Annotated in this window: 15 protein-coding genes and 1 pseudogene; 4 read left to right on the top strand and 12 right to left on the bottom strand. The window is 59.0% G+C overall.

The genetic code is table 11. The features are described from left to right. The first annotated feature begins 177 nt into the window (after positions 1 to 177). Entirely contained in the window at positions 178 to 1,176 is a 999-nt protein-coding gene (locus tag ACR3EJ_RS05960; protein ID WP_170545396.1) for an asparaginase, read from the top strand. A 3-nt stretch (positions 1,177 to 1,179) separates the two neighbouring features. Here ACR3EJ_RS05960 and ACR3EJ_RS05955 read toward each other — a convergent pair whose 3' ends face one another. From ACR3EJ_RS05955 to hutI, 8 genes are all read right to left on the bottom strand, one after another. After that, positions 1,180 to 1,500: an autotransporter adhesin family protein gene (locus ACR3EJ_RS05955; protein WP_170545399.1), complete on the bottom strand. Its 321-nt coding sequence runs from the start codon at positions 1,498 to 1,500 to the stop codon at positions 1,180 to 1,182. A gap of 22 nt (positions 1,501 to 1,522) precedes the next feature. Next, positions 1,523 to 1,951: an SRPBCC family protein gene (locus tag ACR3EJ_RS05950; RefSeq protein WP_170545402.1), complete on the bottom strand. Its 429-nt coding sequence runs from the start codon at positions 1,949 to 1,951 to the stop codon at positions 1,523 to 1,525. Then, positions 1,939 to 2,268 (bottom strand): metalloregulator ArsR/SmtB family transcription factor, encoded by a 330-nt coding sequence (locus ACR3EJ_RS05945; protein ID WP_170545404.1) that lies wholly within the window; start codon positions 2,266 to 2,268, stop codon positions 1,939 to 1,941. Before ACR3EJ_RS05945 ends, ACR3EJ_RS05950 begins: the two co-directional genes overlap by 13 nt. Before the next feature lie 39 nt (positions 2,269 to 2,307). Further along, positions 2,308 to 3,186 carry a phosphoserine phosphatase SerB gene (gene serB / locus ACR3EJ_RS05940; protein WP_170545407.1) on the bottom strand — a complete coding sequence of 293 codons (879 nt, stop codon included), beginning with the start codon at positions 3,184 to 3,186 and terminating at the stop codon, positions 2,308 to 2,310. Positions 3,187 to 3,254: 68 nt separating this feature from the next. Beyond that, the gene (gene hutU, locus ACR3EJ_RS05935) at positions 3,255 to 4,937 is read right to left on the bottom strand and encodes a urocanate hydratase (protein ID WP_170545409.1); all 1,683 of its coding nucleotides are present in this window, start codon (positions 4,935 to 4,937) and stop codon (positions 3,255 to 3,257) included. Between the two features lies 1 nt (position 4,938). Next, entirely contained in the window at positions 4,939 to 5,730 is a 792-nt protein-coding gene (gene hutG, locus ACR3EJ_RS05930) for an N-formylglutamate deformylase (RefSeq protein ID WP_170545412.1), read from the bottom strand. Then, entirely contained in the window at positions 5,730 to 7,265 is a 1,536-nt protein-coding gene (hutH, locus tag ACR3EJ_RS05925) for a histidine ammonia-lyase (RefSeq protein WP_170545415.1), read from the bottom strand. The genes hutG and hutH overlap by 1 nt, the downstream gene beginning before the upstream one ends. Then, complete coding sequence (hutI, locus tag ACR3EJ_RS05920; RefSeq protein WP_170545418.1) at positions 7,262 to 8,467, bottom strand: imidazolonepropionase; 1,206 nt, start codon at positions 8,465 to 8,467, stop codon at positions 7,262 to 7,264. Before hutI ends, hutH begins: the two co-directional genes overlap by 4 nt. A gap of 81 nt (positions 8,468 to 8,548) precedes the next feature. Here hutI and ACR3EJ_RS05915 point away from each other — a divergent pair, with 81 nt between their 5' ends. The 3 genes from ACR3EJ_RS05915 to ACR3EJ_RS05905 all read left to right on the top strand — a co-directional run bounded on the left by ACR3EJ_RS05915 (position 8,549) and on the right by ACR3EJ_RS05905 (position 12,197). Next, the gene (locus ACR3EJ_RS05915; RefSeq protein ID WP_170545421.1) at positions 8,549 to 9,904 is read left to right on the top strand and encodes a formimidoylglutamate deiminase; all 1,356 of its coding nucleotides are present in this window, start codon (positions 8,549 to 8,551) and stop codon (positions 9,902 to 9,904) included. Positions 9,905 to 9,907: 3 nt separating this feature from the next. Further along, positions 9,908 to 10,612, top strand: coding sequence for a GntR family transcriptional regulator (locus ACR3EJ_RS05910; protein WP_170545424.1), 705 nt, complete (start codon positions 9,908 to 9,910; stop codon positions 10,610 to 10,612). A gap of 67 nt (positions 10,613 to 10,679) precedes the next feature. Further along, positions 10,680 to 12,197: a malonate--CoA ligase gene (locus ACR3EJ_RS05905; protein ID WP_480422850.1), complete on the top strand. Its 1,518-nt coding sequence runs from the start codon at positions 10,680 to 10,682 to the stop codon at positions 12,195 to 12,197. Between the two features lie 3 nt (positions 12,198 to 12,200). Here ACR3EJ_RS05905 and ACR3EJ_RS05900 read toward each other — a convergent pair whose 3' ends face one another. The 4 genes and pseudogenes from ACR3EJ_RS05900 to gcvP form a co-directional block, all read right to left on the bottom strand. Continuing rightward, a complete protein-coding gene (locus ACR3EJ_RS05900) occupies positions 12,201 to 12,929 on the bottom strand; it encodes a metallophosphoesterase family protein (protein WP_170545430.1) in 729 nt (242 codons plus the stop codon). 124 nt (positions 12,930 to 13,053) lie between these two features. Beyond that, on the bottom strand, positions 13,054 to 14,649 hold the full coding sequence (gene serA / locus ACR3EJ_RS05895) for a phosphoglycerate dehydrogenase (RefSeq protein WP_170545433.1): 1,596 nt from the start codon (positions 14,647 to 14,649) through the stop codon (positions 13,054 to 13,056). Positions 14,650 to 14,706: 57 nt separating this feature from the next. Next, positions 14,707 to 15,861, bottom strand: coding sequence for a phosphoserine transaminase (locus ACR3EJ_RS05890; RefSeq protein ID WP_170703631.1), 1,155 nt, complete (start codon positions 15,859 to 15,861; stop codon positions 14,707 to 14,709). A gap of 195 nt (positions 15,862 to 16,056) precedes the next feature. After that, positions 16,057 to 18,903: pseudogene (gene gcvP / locus ACR3EJ_RS05885) on the bottom strand (aminomethyl-transferring glycine dehydrogenase). Between the last annotated feature and the right edge of the window lie 14 nt (positions 18,904 to 18,917).

Genomic DNA, 18,917 nt, shown 5'->3' with positions numbered 1-18,917 from the left:
GTCCAGCCTCCTAGCCCGACCTAATACCTCATACCCATCGGACATGCGTGCGAACCCTGCCGGTTCGTCTGTTCAGTTGCGTATTCCGATGATTGTCGACATACACACACTAACGCAGGTTTCGCCACAGGCGAAAGGGCGATTGGCAGATTTTTGCGCATGATTTATGGGGTGGACATGACACAAGCCGTACCGATGACAGAACTCTGGCGCGGATCGCTATTAGAGAGCCTGCATCTGGGTCACGCAGTGATCTGTGACGATAGTGGTCAGATCGTGCGCAGTTGGGGGGATCCGAACGCGATAATCTATCCCCGTTCCTCGGCCAAAATGATCCAGGCCCTGCCGTTGATCACCTCGGGTGCGGCGGCGAAATACGGTTTGAACAGCGAACATCTGGCACTGGCCTGTGCCTCGCATAACGGGGCGCATATCCATACCGATCGCGTGTCCGCATGGCTCGATCACCTCGGCCTGTCCGAGCCCGATCTGCGCTGCGGCCCGCAGGAACCCGCTGACATGGCAGCCCGAGACGGACTCATCCTGGCGGACGATACGCCCTGCCAGATACACAACAATTGCTCAGGCAAGCATTGCGGTTTCCTGACTTTGGCGCAGCATATGGGGGCCGGGCCTGAATATCTTGAAATCGATCACCCGGTTCAGCAGGCCTGCCTGTCTGCCATCGAAGAGACCACAGGTGAGACGAGCCCAACCTTTGGGATCGATGGTTGCTCAGCCCCGAATTTTGCGACGTCCCTGGTCGGACTTGCGCGATCAATGGCATGGTTTGCGTCAGCCGCTGACCGGTCAGACCGCTCCAGCGAAGCAGCATCGCAGCTTACGGCGGCGATGGTGAAGCACCCCGAACTTGTCGCCGGAGAAACCCGCGCCTGTACCGAATTAATGCGCGCGATGAATGGACGCGTGGCAATCAAAACAGGGGCCGAAGCCGTCTTTGTCGCCATCATTCCCGAGAAGAGAATGGGTGTAGCGCTGAAAATCACGGATGGCACGACCCGCGCCAGCGAATGCGCCATCGCGGCCATTCTGGTAAGCTTGGGCGTGCTGGCGGCCGATCACCCGGCCACCCGCAAATTCATGAACGCCAAGCAATACAGCCGTCGCGGACTGGAATGTGGTGTGATCAAGCCCGCGCCGGACTTCCCCGGCTAAGACTTACATCTCGATCTCGTGCACCTCGGCCACTTCGACCGAGCCTGAGCCGTTCACCACCATAGGGCAGCCCTTGGCCATTACGGTTGCGGCTTCGATGCTATCAGCCTTTACAACCGTAAACCCCGAGGCCGGATTGGCGCCGCCATTGTCTTCGACCCCGCCACTGCTGACCGTATAGGATTGACCCACAGGATTTCCGGGAATCTCAAGCGAACCGCCAATGTCCTGAAACCAGGCACCCCAGGCGGCCATAGTCGCTTCTACCTCGGCGGGATCGGTTGGGGTGTGGCCCCCGTGATAAACAAACAAATATTGGGGCATATCGCTCCTCCCTGATGAAAACCTATGTGCAAAGGGCTTCGAGCTTGCGCAGCGAAGACGTCCAGCCTTCGTTGTGGTTCGTGGCCGACTCGGCATCAACAAGCTCGCGATGATCGACCACCAGCCGTGATCCGCTGTCGGTTGCGGAAACCGAGAAGGTTACATGGCTTTCGGCACCGCGCTGATCCTGATCGTCGTGCCATGCCCATGTAAATCCAACCGATTTTGGCCGATCGATATGGGTGACGTGCCCCGAAACCTTGAATTGCTGGCCCTCGCCATTCTGCATCACCGAATACCACGGACCAATGCGCGAAAAATCGAGATCATGTTCCGGCACATGCAGACCCTCAGGCCCCCACCACTGCAGCAGCTTTGCGCCATCGCTAACCCATGCGAACAGGTCCTCGGGGCTGACGGGAAAATCTCGTTCCAGTTTCAGGTCGGCCATGAGTTCTCCTTTTCAATAAGTTCGCCCAAACGGTCGAGGCTGCTTTCCCAAAATTGTCGTTTCGAAATCGTCCACTCGGCAATTGCACGTAGACCCTCGGGCTGCACCGAATACATCCGCTGCGTGCCGCGCACCCGTTGTTGCACCAGACCGGCCTCGCGCAGGACCTTTAGGTGACGCGAGATCGCAGCCCCTGACATGCCCTTGCCTTCAATCAGGTCGCCGACGGGCAGTTCGCCCTCGTCCATCAGTTGCTCGACAATCGAAAACCGAGTGGCATCGGACAAAGCGGAGAATGTGGCCAGAAGCGTGTTCATGGCCTTATTTAACATAAGTGTTAAATTAAAGAAAGCCTTTTAGAGGCCGTGAATCTCTGACCTGCTGTAGCCCTGCAGATACAACAACGCCGTCAGATCGCCGTGATTTACGCGGACATCACATTCGGCAGCGACCGAGGGCTTGGCGTGCAGCGCAACACCCGTGCCCGCGCGGCCCAACATTCCCAGATCATTGGCACCGTCACCAACAGCGATTGCATCACTTTCTAAAATGCCAAGGCTGGCCGTGATCTGCTCCAATGCCTCGATTTTGGCCTGTCGCCCCAATATGGGCCGCTTCACGTAGCCGGTAAGCTTTCCATCCTCTGCCAGCAATGTATTCGCCCGGTTCTCATCGAACCCAAGCTCTTCGGCGACCTTGGCTGTAAAAGCGGTAAAACCACCCGATACCAAAGCGGCGTAGGCACCATTCGCGCGCATCGTGGAAAGTAAGGCCTTACCGCCGGGCATCAGCGTGATCCGTTCCTCAAGAACCTTGCCGATCACGCCTTCATCCAGCCCCTTCAACAGGCCGACGCGCTCGGTCAGCGCACCTTCGAAATCCAGTTCGCCATTCATCGCGCGCGCGGTGATGTCCTTGACGCGATCGCCCACACCAGCCTCATCAGCCAGTTCGTCGATGCATTCCTGTTGGATCATGGTGCTGTCCATATCAGCCAACAGCATCTTTTTCCGGCGGCCTTCGGCCTTCTGCACGACCAGGTCCACGCCCATCTGCTGCAAGTCGGCCCATACCTCCCAGCGATTGTCGGGAATATCTAGCAAGGAAAACTCAGCCGCCTCATCGGGGCTGAGCCAGCTTGCCTCACCCCCGCCCCAAGCATTCCGCAATGACTCGACCAGCGTTGCCTCTAGCGAAGGGGCCGCCGGGTTGGTCAGCAGAGTGGCTACGTACATGTCAGGCCTCCGATTTGCGCACCCGCGAGATATCGCAGGTGCAGCATTTTCGCCAGAGGCAGTTTGATCTAGCCCAGAATACCTGGCAGCCGCAGCCCATGTTCGCGGGCGCAGTCTTTGGCGATCTCGTACCCCGCATCCGCGTGGCGCCACACCCCCGAGGCGGGATCGTTCCACAACACCCGCTCCAGGCGCCGTGCGGCATCTTCGGTGCCATCTGCACAGATCACCACACCTGCATGCTGGCTAAAGCCCATACCCACGCCGCCGCCATGATGCAACGAAACCCAGGTCGCACCGCTGGCCGTATTGATCAGCGCATTCAGCAGCGGCCAGTCCGACACAGCGTCTGAGCCATCCAGCATCGCCTCGGTCTCGCGGTTTGGGCTGGCGACCGAGCCCGAGTCCAGATGGTCTCGCCCAATAACAACCGGCGCTTTCAGCTCGCCATTGGCCACCATTTCGTTGAATGCCAATCCGGCGCGATGGCGATCCCCGAGACCGATCCAGCAGATACGCGCCGGAAGGCCTTGAAACGCGATGCGTTCTTGCGCCATGTCGAGCCAGCGATGCAGGTGCTCGTTCTCGGGGAACAATTCCTTTATTTTGGCGTCAGTCTTGTAAATATCCTCGGGGTCACCAGACAAGGCACACCAGCGGAACGGGCCGATGCCTTTGCAGAACAACGGGCGAATATAGGCGGGAACAAAGCCGGGGAACGCAAAGGCGTTCTCAAGACCTTCGTCTTGAGCCACCTGTCGGATGTTGTTGCCGTAATCCAGCGTCGGAACGCCCGCGTTCCAGAAATCGACCATCGCAGCGACATGCTGCTTCATCGACGCGCGGGCAGCCTTTTCAACCGACTTAGGTTCAGTCTCTCGTTTGTCCTTCCACTGTGCCATGCTCCAACCGATCGGTAGGTAACCATTGATCGGGTCATGGGCGCTGGTTTGGTCAGTGACGATATCGGGGCGCATGCCACCGGCCTGCATCCGCGCGTAAATCTCGGGGAACACCTCCGCCGCATTGCCCAGCAGACCCACAGATTTCGCCTCGCCCGCCTTTGTCGAGCGGTCGATCATCTCAAGCGCTTCGTCCAGCGTTTCGGCTTTTTTGTCGAGATACTTGGTGCGCAGGCGGAAATCGATCGAGTCTGGATTGCACTCAACTGCCAGACAACTGGCACCGGCAAACACCGCTGCTAGAGGCTGTGCGCCACCCATGCCGCCCAGACCACCGGTCAGAATCCACTTGCCAGTAAGGTCACCGCCATAGTGCTGACGACCTGCCTCGGCAAAGGTCTCATAGGTGCCCTGAACGATGCCCTGCGTACCGATATAGATCCACGACCCAGCCGTCATCTGGCCGTACATCATCAAGCCCTTCTTATCGAGCTCGTTAAAATGATCCCAATTGGCCCAATGCGGCACGATGTTCGAGTTGGCGATTAGAACGCGCGGTGCATCTTTATGAGTACGAATGATCGCCACCGGTTTGCCCGACTGGACAATCAGGGTTTCATCCTCTTCGAGATCCTTCAGCCCTGCGACGATCCGGTCGAAATCGTTCCATGTCCGCGCCGCCCGACCGATGCCTCCATAAACCACCAGCTCATGCGGGTTTTCGGCCACATCCGGATGCAGGTTGTTCATCATCATCCGCAATGGCGCTTCGGTCACCCAGCTTTTTGCGTTCAGTTCGGGGCCGGTGGGCGGATAGATATCGCGGGTATTCTTGCGAGGATCGGTCATGTCAAAGCTCCAATGCAGTGTCTTGGATGGCGTCGAGAATATCCACCAACCAGCGACGCAGGCGTTCGGCTTTCTTGTCGTCAAACGCCCACGGAGGGGTTTCGGTGGAAAGATAGGTTGATTGCGCCAGCTCCATCTGGATCGCGTGCAGGCCTTCATTCGGGCGGCCATAGTGGCGGGTCGTCCAGCCCCCTCGGAACCGCCCGTTCAGGACGGCGCTGTAGGGGGAGGAATGCGAAAATTCGTAGGCCGCGGCCTCGATGCCGGGGGCGCAGGTCACGCCACCATCGGTGCCGATGTTCATATCCGGCAGGGTGCCTTCGAACAGGAACGGGATCTTGCTGCGGATCGAGTGGCAGTCAAACAGGATCGCAACCCCGTGTTTTGCCCGCACCCTTTCAAGCTCTTGCTCAAGCGCGTTGTGGTAGGGCGCGTGGTAGGCGATGCGTCGCGCCTCAATCTCATCGGCAGAGGGCTCTTGCTCTTCTGCCCAGATCGTCTGACCGTCAAAATCGGTCAATGGCACCAATGTTGTCGTGTTCTGCCCCGGATATAATGATGCGCCCGCAGGGTCTCGGTTGGCGTCGATCACATAACGGTGGACATGAGATTGCACGACCGTCGCATTGGCCACCAACCCATCGTAGAGCTTGTTGATGTGCCAATCCGTATCCGCCAGATTTTGCCCGTTCGCGTTCAGTCGCGCGGCAATGTCGTCAGGTACAAACGTGCCGCCATGCGGCTGTCCCAGAACGATAGGTCCATCGCCACGCTGAACGCTGAACACCTGCATCACGACAGCTCCGGCATAGTCAGAGCAGCCGCCTGTAGAACAGCGCCGCTTTCGACCAGCGACTTCGCCGTCTCCAACTCGGGCGCCAGATAGCGATCATCGCCTAGCGACGGGATGTCCTCGCGCAGGCGCCCAACTACACTGTTCAGTGCTTTGCTGGTAACCAGAGGCGCACGAAACTCGATGCCTTGCGCGGCGCAGAGCAATTCGATCCCCAAAATATAGTTCAGATTGTCCACCATCCGGCTCAGCCGCCGCGCCCCATGGGCAGCCATCGAGACGTGGTCTTCCTGATTAGCCGATGTCGGCGTGCTGTCCGTCACGCAGGGGTTGGCCAGATGCTTGTTCTCGCTCATCAGAGCGGCCGTAGTGACCTCGGCGATCATCAGGCCCGAGTTCAGCCCTGGTTCTGGCGTCAGGAAAGGCGGCAGATCGAAGCTGAGCGTCGGATCAACCATCAGCGCGATCCGGCGCTGAGCGATTGCTCCAATTTCGGACAGGGCCAGTGCGATCATATCGGCTGCAAAACCCACCGGCTCAGCGTGGAAGTTCCCGCCCGATACGATGGCATCCGGATCGGTCAGAACCAGTGGATTGTCGGTGGCCGCGTTGGCCTCGATCACCAGTGTTGCGGCAGCTTGCCGGATTACGTCCATCGCCGCGCCCGTCACCTGTGGCTGGCAACGAATGCAGTATGGGTCCTGAACGCGAGTATCCCCATCGCGATGGCTTTCGCGGATTTCAGAGCCGTCCAAAGTGGCCCGCATTGCCGCCGCCGCCTCGATCTGGCCGCGATGGCCGCGCAGCGCGTGAATTTCGGGTTGCAGAGGGGCGGTGGAGCCCATGATCGCATCCGTTGAGGCCGCCGAAATCACCAACGCGTTTTGCGCCGAACGCCAGCCCTCGAACAAACCGGCCAACGCAAAGGCGGTCGAAAATTGCGTCCCATTGATGAACGCAAGACCTTCCTTTGGGCCAAGTTGAATCGGCTCTAGCCCAACTGTTTTCAAAGCCTCCGCACCCGGCATGACGGTGCCGTTTACCTCTGCCTCGCCCTCGCCGATCACCACTGCGGTCATATGCGCCAAGGGCGCCAGATCACCTGACGCGCCGACCGAACCCTGCGCCGGGATCACGGGCGCCACACCGCGGGCCAGCATTTGTTGCAACAATTCGACAAGCTCCCAGCGAACCCCCGACGCTCCGCGCCCGAAGGACAGCAGCTTGAGCGACATCATCAGCCGCGCCAGACGACGCGGCACCGCAGGGCCCACCCCGCAACAATGGCTGAGGATCAGGTTGCGCTGCAGGGTCGAGGTGTCCTTGGACGCAATCTTATGGCTCGCCAGCTTACCGAAGCCGGTATTCACGCCATAGACGGGCTCAGTCCCTTCGGCGGCTTGCGCTATACGAGCCGCAGCGGCGTCTACCTTGGGTCGGCAGGCATCATCCAACGAGATCGCGGCCTCGGTCCAATAAATCTCGGCCAATTGATCCAGCGACACCTGGCCCGGAGTGAGCGGTAGGGGAGTCATTCCTCACCTCCAAAAATACGTTTGTGCAGCGGGTTGAAACCGATGCGATAGGACAGTTCGGCCGGATGGGAGATGTCCCAAACAGCGAGATCAGCACGCAAACCGGGTGCGATCATGCCCGTATCATCCAGACCCAAAGCGCGGGCCGCGACGCGGGTGACACCTGCCAGGGCTTCCTCGGGTGTCATGCGAAACAAGGTACAACCCATGTTCATCGTCAAAAGCAGAGAGGTCAGCGGTGATGACCCCGGATTGCAATCGGTCGCCAGCGCCATTGGCACATTCTGCTGGCGCAACATCTCAACTGGCGGCATCTGCGTCTCGCGCAGCGTGTAGAATGCGCCGGGCAAAAGGACCGCAACCGTTCCGGCGGTGGCCATGGCGGCAACACCGTCGGCGTCCAGATACTCGATATGATCAGCGGACAGAGCCCCGTAGGCTGCCGCCAGCTTTGCCCCGCCGAGGTTAGACAACTGCTCAGCATGCAGCTTCACCGGCAAGCCAAGCTCTTGCGCGACAACAAAAACCCGTTCGATCTGTGTGGGGTCAAACGCAATGCCTTCGCAGAACCCATCCACCGCGTCCACCAGTCCTTCGGCATGGGCCGCGCGTAGGGTCGGAATGCAAACCTCATCGATATAGGCATCGTCGCGGCCCGCAAATTCCGGCGGAGTGGCGTGTGCGCCCAGAAAGCTGGTGTTAACCCGAACGGGCCGCTCCTGCGCAATCCGGCGCGCGGCACGCAGCATGCGCAGTTCAGATCCGGCATCGAGCCCATAGCCGGATTTCACTTCGATGCAGGACACACCTTCGGCCAACAGCGCATCCACGCGCGGAAGAGCACCTGCAAGCAGTTCATCTTCCGAGGCAGCTCGCGTCCCGTTTACGGTCGACAGGATGCCCCCGCCCGCGCGCGCGATTTCCTCGTAGGTCGCTCCGTTTAGGCGCATCTCGAACTCTACCGCGCGGTTACCGCCGAATACTACATGGGTGTGGGCATCAATCAGCCCGGGCGTGATCAGTCGGTCACCGTAATCAACACGCTGCCATTTAGCATAAGCTGCTGGAACTTCAGATTGACTGCCCACCCAGACGATCTGTGATCCTTCGACGGCTATCGCGCCATCCTCAATCATCCCATAGGGCTGGTCGCCCCCCATGGTGGCCACCTGTTTACAGCAAAGAACGGTTTTTTTTGTCATGGCGATTCTTTTGGGCTCCCCCTGCGCTTGATTTTTTCGTATACATGTAAATACATAAAGTCTACACAAAATGGAATTGCGATGACGGTTCATGCCAAAACGGCCCTGTTAGGCTCTGACTGGGTTAGCGATCTTCGGGTTGAAATCGAACACGGCCGGATCACGAAGCTGGAACACGGGAAAGACGCCCATCCAAGCGACACCCGTGTCGATGTCCTGCTTCCCGCTTTGGCCAACCTGCACAGCCACTCCTTTCAGCGCGCCATGGCCGGTATGACCGAAACCCGCGCTGCCGGGCGCGAAAGCTTTTGGACCTGGCGCACCCTGATGTACCGCTTTCTGGATCGCCTCACCCCAGAGCACATCGAAGCCATCGCTGCACTGGTTTTCATGGAAATGCAGGAGGCCGGGTATGCCTCGGTCGGGGAATTTCACTATGTCCACCACCAACCCGGCGGTGCGCCCTATACGCAGCTTTCCGAGCTGAGCCAGCGCATCTTTTCGGCAGCAAGCCAAACCGGGATTGGCCTGACGCATCTGCCGGTGCTCTACACCTATGGCGGCGTCAAACAAGAGCCGTTGACAGGTGTTCAGTTACGCTTCAGCAATGATGTGGATCGGTTTTTGCAGCTTACTGAAGAATGCCAACCGCTTCTGCCCCACGCAGATAGTCAGATTGGCATCGCGCCGCATTCCTTGCGCGCGACCTCACCGGATGATCTGCAGCAGGTGCTCAAGGCAACTCCTAACGGCCCGGTGCATATCCATATCTCGGAACAAGTGAAGGAGGTCGCGGATGTCGAGACCGCTCTGGGTCAGCGTCCGGTGGATTGGTTGTTGAACAACGCAGACGTGAACGAGCGCTGGTGCCTGATCCACGCCACCCACATGACCGACGATGAAACCCGCGCCGTCGCCCAATCCGGAGCGGTCGCCGGTCTCTGCCCGATCACCGAGGCCAATCTGGGCGATGGCATCTTCAATGGGGCTGTTTATACCGACGCCGGAGGTGCCTTTGGTGTCGGATCAGACTCGAATGTACGCATTTCACTGCCTGAGGAGTTGCGGACGCTGGAATATTCACAAAGGTTGCGTGACAAAGCGCGCACGGTTTTGGTGCGCGGCGAAGGATCGGTTGGTCAGGCTCTTTATACCGGGGCCGCACGAGGTGGAGCGCAAGCCCTTGGGCGCGCGGCTGGAAATATAGCTGTGGGTCACCTTGCCGATCTGGTTGCCATCGATCGCAGCCACCCAACTCTGTGCAGTCTGCGCGACGATCAACTGCTTGACGGGCTCTGCTTTGCGGCGCCAGACGGAACTGTGACCGATTTGTGGTCTGCCGGGCGACATCAAGTGTGCGGCGGGCGGCACATCGCTCGCGATGCGATCCTGACCAATTATCGCGCGGCGATGAGTGACCTGCTGGCGGACCTTTGAATCATGACCCAGACAAGCGATACCACCAGCTATAAAGACATTAAGCAAACCGTCCTGCAACGCATCCGATCCGGCGAATGGCAACCGGATGCCCTGCTTCCCAATGAGCAAGAGCTTGCGGTGGAATTTTCGTGCACCCGCACCACAGTCAACCGTGCGCTGCGGGAACTGGCGGATGAAGGGTTTCTGGAAAGGCGTAGAAAGGCGGGCACCCGGGTTCTCAGCGCTCCGCTGCGTCAGGCACGATTCACCATTCCACTGGTCCGTGATGAGATTGAAGCTGCGGGCGGCTCCTATCGCTATGCGCTGGTATCGCAGGAAACACAGACCGCTCCCGATTGGCTGACGGCTCGTCTGGCCCTGCGCGTGGATCAGCGAGTCATGCATGTGCGATGCATGCATTTTTCCACCAACACACCCTTTCAGTTCGAGGACCGCTGGATCGTGATCGACAGCGTACCGCAAGTGGAACAGGCCAATTTCTCAAGTATCGGACCGAATGACTGGCTGGTGCAAACTGTCCCTTTCACAAATGTCGAGCTGACATTTCTAGCCAGCCGCGCTGACGCCACATTGGCCGGATTTTTGGATGTGTCCGAAGGAGAGCCCATCTTTACGGCAGAGCGCATCACATGGCTGCAAGGTCAGCCGGTGACCTTCGCCAAAATGTATTTTGCAGCGGGCTACCGGATGACCACCGAATTCTGATTTTCCGGGCTTTACCCCCTGCCATTTACGAGACAGAGTTCCAGCGTCGGATGGAAAGGAAACCGGGATGGGCAACCCGCTTTATGATCGTTTGTTTGGCATTCATGCGGGCAAGGACACGCCGTTTCTGCATCTCGCCGATGGTCAGACACTGACCCATGCCGCGTTTCTGGACACGGCAGCCCGTTTGGCCAATGCGCTGACCGGACTGGAACTGGAACCGGGCGACCGTGTCGCAGTGCAGTTGGAAAAATCCGCCGAAGCACTGGCACTTTATGCCGCCTGCGCGCAAGCCGGGCTGATCTTTCTTCCGCTGAACACCGGCTATACGACGCAAGAGCTGAGCTATTTCATCGAAAACAGCGGCGCATCTCTGGTGGTCTGCGACGCGACCAACGAGGCTGGGCTTGCTGATATTGCACAAAAGAACAACGCCCGGTTAGAGACGCTGAACGCGGACGGTTCGGGCAGCCTGACACGGCGTGCCTTAGGGATGCTTCCTGCCTTTGAACCGGTCCGCCGGACCGAGGACGATCTGGCCGCTTTCCTCTATACTTCGGGCACGACGGGACGTTCGAAAGGGGCGATGCTGACGCAAGCCAATCTGTTATCGAACGCGGAGACTCTGGTAAACGAGTGGCGGTTTGCCAACAGCGACGTGCTGCTCCACGCACTTCCGGTTTTTCACACCCATGGGCTGTTTGTTGCGACCAATGTCATGCTCGCCTCGGGTGGATCGATGATCTTTCTGCCGAAATTCGATCTGGACGACATGCTACGCCTGATGCCGCAGGCGACAACGATGATGGGCGTGCCTACCTTCTACACCCGGCTGCTAAGCGACGACCGGTTCACACGTCAGCTGACCCAAGATATGCGGCTGTTTATTTCAGGCTCTGCCCCCTTGCTGGCAGAAACGCATGTCCAATTCGAAGACCGAACGGGCCATCGCATTCTGGAACGCTATGGCATGACCGAAACCAATATGAACACGTCAAACCCCTATGACGGCGAGCGTCGCGCAGGAACCGTTGGATTTCCCTTGCCAGATGTCGAATTGAAGGTCACGGACCCTGAATCGGGGGAGACTCTGCCAAGTGGTGAAATCGGGATCATCGAAGTACGCGGCCCCAACGTGTTTCAGGGCTATTGGCAAATGCCCGAGAAAACCGCCGCCGAACTGCGCGAAAATGGGTTCTTCATCACCGGTGATCTGGGACGGATCGACGAGGATGGATATGTCCACATCGTCGGACGCGGGAACGACCTGATCATCTCAGGGGGGTACAACATTTACCCTAAAGAGATCGAGCTGCTGCTGGATGAACAACCCGGCGTGCTGGAAAGCGCGGTGATCGGCGTACCCCACCCGGATTTTGGAGAAACCCCGGTTGGCATTCTGGTTCCGACCCCCGGTCAGACGCCTGATATCGAAGCGATCAAGGATACGATACAGGGTGCTTTGGCCCGTTTTAAACATCCCCGCCAACTGATCCTGCTTAACGAACTGCCGCGCAATACAATGGGCAAGGTGCAAAAAAACATCCTGCGTGACCGCTGCAAAGACCTGTTCACACAGTCCTGATCGTCAGGGCAAAAGCGCAACGCGGGCCTTGTCCGTCAGCAACCAGCAATCCCGACCTTCAAACACCGCAACGCCTACCGGGCGGCCATACCCTGCACCGCTATCCAGATTGATGCGATTACCATAATGCGTCGCCTGATCCACAGGCGTATGTCCATGGACGATAAGCTTCGGATGCGGGCCACGGTGATTGTGAAAGCTCTGCCTGATCCACACCAGATCATTTTCCCGTTGTTCGCTCAGCGGTATTCCGGGCCGGATACCTGCGTGAACAAACGCAATCTCTGGCGTCTGATGCATGGCCACGAGCCCCTGCAGAAACATCCGATGCGCCACAGGAACCGCGCCCCGTGCAATGGCATGTAGATCCTCTAGGCGCGTCTGCTGATCGAAGAACACGTCATAGCTTTGAAGTGTTTCGACACCACCCAACCGCTCGTGCAGCCAATGATACCCCACCAACATATGCGGATCATGACGTGGCACATCCTCCAAAAACCACGAAAACATCCGGTCATGATTGCCCAGCAGGGTGACCCAACGCCTGCCTGCATCACGTCCCGCGATCAAACGGTCGATGACGCCCCTGCTGTCTGGGCCTCGATCGACGTAATCACCCAAAAACACGATTTCGGCGTCCTGACCACCATCGCGCTCGATCAGCGACAATGCGCGGTCAAACTCGTCCACACGCCCGTGCAAATCACCGATTGCGTAGATCGGGTTGGTCATCTGGTTCCCCTCGGGCATCTGCGATTGCTGCACTTCTGACGCAAATACGACTCTTTGAAAAGGCGATGCCCGCGCTTTGCATAAGCCCGGGCATCAATCTGTTTCAGAAATTCAACAGCGACACTCAGGCCACCTCAAACTCCAGTGGCTTGATCTGGGTAAACAGACCGGTTTCCGCCAGCTGCGCGCGCGCTTCAGCCGGAACTGGTTCGTCGACGTATAGCAGCGCGATCGCTTCGCCTCCCGCCTCAGCACGACCAAGGGTAAAGTTCGCGATGTTCACACCATGCGTGCCCATAGTTTGCCCCAAGGCACCGATGATGCCTGGCACATCCTCGTTGGTGGTATAAAGCATGTGGGCGCCAACCTCGGCGTCGATATTGATGCCTTTGATCTGAATAAAGCGCGGCTTGCCGTCACTGAACACGGTTCCCCCGATCGAACGTTCGCGTTTCCCGGTCACGACGGTCACCTTGATATAGCCTTCAAAGGCTCCGGACTTATCCTGATTGGTGGTCGAGATTTGAATCCCCCGCTCTTTGGCCACGACCGGAGCAGAAACCATATTCACCTCGGGGTTGAATTTCTTCATGATTCCAGCGATCACCGAACAGTTCAGCGCCGCCAGGTTCATCTCGGCCGCAACGCCATCATAAAGGATGTTGATCGCCTTGATCGGTTCGTCCGTCATCTGACCAATGAAACTGCCCAAATGGCCAGCCAACTTGATCCATGGCCCCATGACCTTGGCCTCTTCCGCCGTAACGCTTGGCATGTTCAGCGCGTTTTCTACCGCGCCGGTCAGCAGGTAGTTCGAAATTTGCTCGGCCACCTGCAACGCCACGTTCTCCTGCGCTTCGGTCGTTGCAGCGCCAAGGTGAGGTGTGCACACCACATTGGGCAGATTGAACAGCGCGTTCTCTTTGGCAGGCTCCTCGCTGAACACATCAAAAGCCGCCCCGGCGACATGTCCCGATTGCAACGCCTCGGCCAGCGCGTCTTCGTCAACCAGCCCGCCACGGGCACAGTTGATGATGCGCACACCGGGTTTGGTTTTGGCAAGGTTCTCACGGCTCAGAATGTTACTAGTCTGGTCGGTCAGCGGCACGTGCAGAGTAATAAAGTCAGCACGCGACAGCAGTTCATCCAGCTCAACCTTTTCCACTCCCATCTGCGCGGCTTTCTCTTCGCCGAGATAGGGATCATAGGCGACAACCCTCATCTTTAGCCCCAGCGCACGCTCGCAAACGATGCCGCCGATATTACCCGCGCCGATCACGCCGAGTGTTTTGTTGGTCAGCTCGATCCCCATGAACTTGGACTTTTCCCACTTGCCAGCATGGGTCGAGGTGCTGGCCTCGGGAATTTGTCGTGCGACCGCGAACATCATCGCAATGGCGTGCTCGGCTGTAGTGATCATGTTGCCGAATGGCGTGTTCATCACGATCACACCTTTTTTCGACGCCGCATCCTTGTCGATATTATCGGTGCCGATCCCAGCACGGCCAATGACTTTAAGCTTGTCCGCTTTATCAAGAATGGTTGGCGTGACCTTGGTGGCCGAGCGGATCGCAAGGCCATCATACTGGCCGATTACCTCGGCCAATTTGTCTTTGTCCTTACCCAGATCGGGCATGAAATCCACATCAATGCCGCGATCACGGAAGATCTGCACAGCGGTTTCGCTGAGCTTGTCAGATACGAGTACTTTGGGGGCCATATCTTTGGTCCTTGAATTGTATGGAAGCGCCGGGCCTTGGGTGGCCCGGCAATAACATCAGGCAGCTTCAGTCTGCGCCGCGATTTCGGTCTCGAAGGCCCATGCGAGCCATGGCAACATCGCCTCAATATCCGAGGTCTCGACCGTGCCACCGCACCAGATGCGCAAACCCGCAGGGGCATCGCGATAGGCACCGATATCCAGTGCGATGTTTTCGGCTTCGAGCCGTTTGGCCACGGCCTTGGCAAAAGCCGAACCATCCTGAATACGCGTGTCGGTGAACTTAAGACAAACTGAAGTGTTCGATCGTGTCGCTACGTCCTCGGCCAAATTGCCGATCCAGTCGTTTTGATCGCAGAACGCATGCACCGCACCCGCATTGGCATCCGCGCGGGCGATCAGGCCTTGCAAGCCGCCAACCGAGCGCGCCCAGTCCAAAGCGAACAAGTAGTCTTCGACCGCCAGCATCGAGGGCGTGTTGATCGTTGCTCCGTTGAAAATGCCCTCGATTAGCTTGCCCGCCTTGGTAAGGCGGAAAATCTTCGGCAATGGCCATGCCGGGGTATAATTTTCAAGCCGCTGAACGGCGCGGGGCGACAGGATTAGCATCCCATGCGCAGCCTCTCCACCCAGCACTTTCTGCCAACTAAAAGTGGTCACATCCAGCTTGTCCCAAGGCAGATCCATCGCAAACGCTGCCGAGGTCGCATCACAAATCGTCAGACCCTGACGATCATCAGCAATCCAGTCGCCATTCGGAACCCGCACACCCGAGGTGGTACCGTTCCAAGTAAACACTACATCATTGGCGAAATCGACGGACGCGAGATCGACGATTTGCCCGTAATCGGCAGTTTTCACATCCGCGTCGATTTTCAGCTGCTTGACCACATCGGTCACCCAACCCGCGCCAAAGCTTTCCCAGGCCAGCATCTCGACCTTGCGCTCACCCAGAAGCGACCACAGCGCCATCTCAACCGCACCGGTGTCTGAGGCAGGCACGATGCCGATGCGATAATCCGCTGGAATACCCAGAATCTCGCGCGTGCCTTCAATGGCCGCCTTCAGCTTGTCCTTACCAACAGCAGCACGATGTGAACGGCCCAAGGCCGCATCCGCCAGTTTGGTCAGATCAAATGTGGGGGGTTTGGCACAAGGGCCCGAAGAAAAACGCGGATTGGCCGGCCGCGTCGCCGGTTGTTCAATTGTCATCTGTATTACCCTTCCAGATACACGCCCCTCGTTGGGGAGGGGTGTCCCACGGATAGGGGTATGGCTCCTTCGCACCTGCAGCAAGCGAAAAAGACCCATCGACCGTTAAAAACGACATCTTAAAGGGTATCAAATCGGGACAGAGGTTTCCGATGAGCGAAAAACCCGCCGGTAGTCCGGCGGGGTTTTGAGAGTTTACTCTGCGGCTTCTTCGTATTCTGACATTGGCGGGCATGTGCAGATGAGGTTTCTGTCACCGTATGCGTTGTCGACGCGGTTGACGGGGGACCAGTATTTGTCGACGCCCATGGAGCCCGGAGGGAAGCAGGCCTGTTCGCGTGTGTAGGGGCGGTCCCAGCTGCCGACCAGATCGCGCACCGTGTGGGGGGCGTTTTTCAGCGGGTTGTTTTCCGCATCGATCTTGCCGTCGATGATATCCTGCGCCTCGGCCCGAATGGACAGCATGGCCTCGCAGAAGCGGTCGAGCTCGTCCATGGGCTCCGATTCCGTGGGCTCCACCATCAGGGTTCCGGCCACCGGCCAGGACATGGTTGGGGCGTGGAAGCCTGAATCGACCAGGCGCGCTTGGCAATGTCATCGACGCTGACATGCGCGGCCTCGTCCAGCGGACGGGTGTCGAGGATGCATTCATGCGCCACCCGGCCCGTGTCCGACGTGTAGAGGATCGGGTAGGCATCCTTGAGCCGCGCCGCTATGTAGTTGGCGTTCAGGATTGCCACTTTCGTGGCCTGGGGTCAGACCTGCGCCGCCCATCAGCAACACATAGGCCCATGAGACCGGCAGGATCGAGGGCGAGCCAAAGGGTGCGGCTGAGACCGGGCCCACGGCGGTGCCGTATTCCGGGTGGCCGGGCAGGTGCTCGGTCAGGTGCGCCTTGACGCCGATCGGGCCCATGCCGGGGCCGCCGCCGCCATGCGGGATGCAGAAGGTCTTGTGCAGGTTCAGGTGGCTGACGTCACCGCCCACATCGCCCGGACGCGCGCCAACCATGGCGTTCATGTTGGCGCCGTCGATATAGACCTGACCGCCGTGATCATGGGTGATCTGGCAGACCTCCTGCACGGTGGTCTCGAACACGCCATGGGTGGATGGATAGGTGATCATGCAGGCGGCCAGATGATCCGAGTGCTTTTCCGCCTTGGCGCGGAAGTCGTTCAGGTCAATGTTGCCCTTGTCATCCGCCTGCACCGGCACAACCTGCCAGCCGACCATCTGGGCCGAGGCCGGGTTGGTGCCATGCGCCGAGGTTGGGATCAGGCAGACATTGCGCTGCCCCTCGCCACGAGCGAAGTGATAATTGCGGATGGTCAGAAGGCCCGCGTACTCACCCTGCGCGCCCGAGTTGGGCTGCTGCGAGATCGCGTCATAGCCGGTGATCTGGCACAGCTTGTCGTTCAGATCGTCGATCATCTCGTGATAGCCCTGCGCCTGATCTTGCGGCACAAACGGGTGCAGGTTGCCGAACTCGGGCCAGGTGACCGGGATCATCTCGATCGTGGCGTTCAGCTTCATGGTGCACGAGCCCAGCGGGATCATCGCCCGGTCCAGCGCCAGGTCGCGGTCGGCCAGACGGCGCATATAGCGGGTGATCTCGGCCTCGGCCCGGTTCTTGTGGAAGATCGGATGGGTCAGGTATTCGCTTTCGCGCAGCGCGTAATCCGGCAGGCGGTACTGCTTGTTCGAGCTGTCATCCTTGCGGTCGATGCCAAAGGCCCCCCAGACCGCCTCGATGGTCTCGGGCCGGGTCTGTTCGTCCAGGCTAATGCCCACTTTCGTGTCGCCCACTTTACGCAGGTTCACACCGCGGGCCACGGCGGCCTCCATCACGACGTTCTGCAGATGGCCAACCTCAACCGTGATCGTGTCGAAGAATACCTCGGGTTCGACGGCAAAGCCTGCCTCTTCCAGACCGGCAGCCATGCGCGAGGTCTTGCGGTGCACCGATTGCGCGATGGCCTTGATGCCGTCGGGGCCGTGATACACCGCATACATCGAAGCAATCACCGCCAGCAGCGCCTGCGCAGTGCAAACGTTCGAGTTGGCTTTCTCGCGGCGGATATGCTGCTCGCGGGTCTGCAGCGGGCGATAGGCCTTGTTGCCGCGGCTGTCGATGCTGACACCGATGATCCGGCCCGGCATCGAGCGCTTCAGCTTGTCGGTGGTCGCCATATAGGCGGCGTGCGGGCCACCATAGCCCATCGGAACGCCAAAGCGCTGGGTCGAGCCGATGGCAATGTCGGCGCCCATCTCACCCGGTGACTTGAGCAGCGCCAGCGACAGGATATCGGCGGCGACAATTGCGATGGCCTTGTGCTCATGCAGCGCCGCGATCTCGGCGGTGAAGTCACGCACATGGCCGTGGGTGCCGGGATACTGGAAGATCGCGCCAAAGACCGCGCCTGCATCCAGCGTGTCCGGATCGGCCACCTGCACTTCGATGCCCAGAGGCTCGGCCCGGGTTTTAATGACCGCGATGGTCTGCGGGTGGCAGTTCTTGTCGACAAAGAAGGCTGCATTGTTGGCCTTGGACCGACCACCGCGCTTGGCCATGGCCATCGCTTCCGCCGCAGCTGTGGCTTCGTCCAGCAGCGAGGCGTTGGCCACATCCAGCCCGGTCAGGTCGCTGACCATGGTCTGGAAGTTCAACAGCGCCTCAAGGCGGCCCTGGCTGATCTCGGGCTGATAGGGCGTATAGGCCGTACCACCGGGTTTTGGGATGTTGCGCAGGATCGGCGCCGGCGTGGTGGTGCCATAATATCCCTGACCAATCAGCGAGGTCAGAACCTTGTTCTTGCTCGCCACCTCTTTCATGTGGAACAGAGCGTCGCGTTCCGTCATCGCCGGGCCCCAGTCCAGCGGCTCTTTCTGCCGGATCGCAGGCGGGACGGTGGCGTCGATCAGCTGGTCCAGTGTCTTGAAGCCGATCACCTTGAGCATGTCGCGCATCTCCGTCGGGCTGGGCCCGATATGGCGGCGGTTGGCGAAGTCATAGGCTTCGTAATCGGTCAGTTTGAAGGCCATCGTTGCGCTCCTCA

This window comes from Ruegeria sp. AB11, from assembly GCF_056536325.1.
This window is presented reverse-complemented; position numbering and strand designations above follow the sequence as displayed.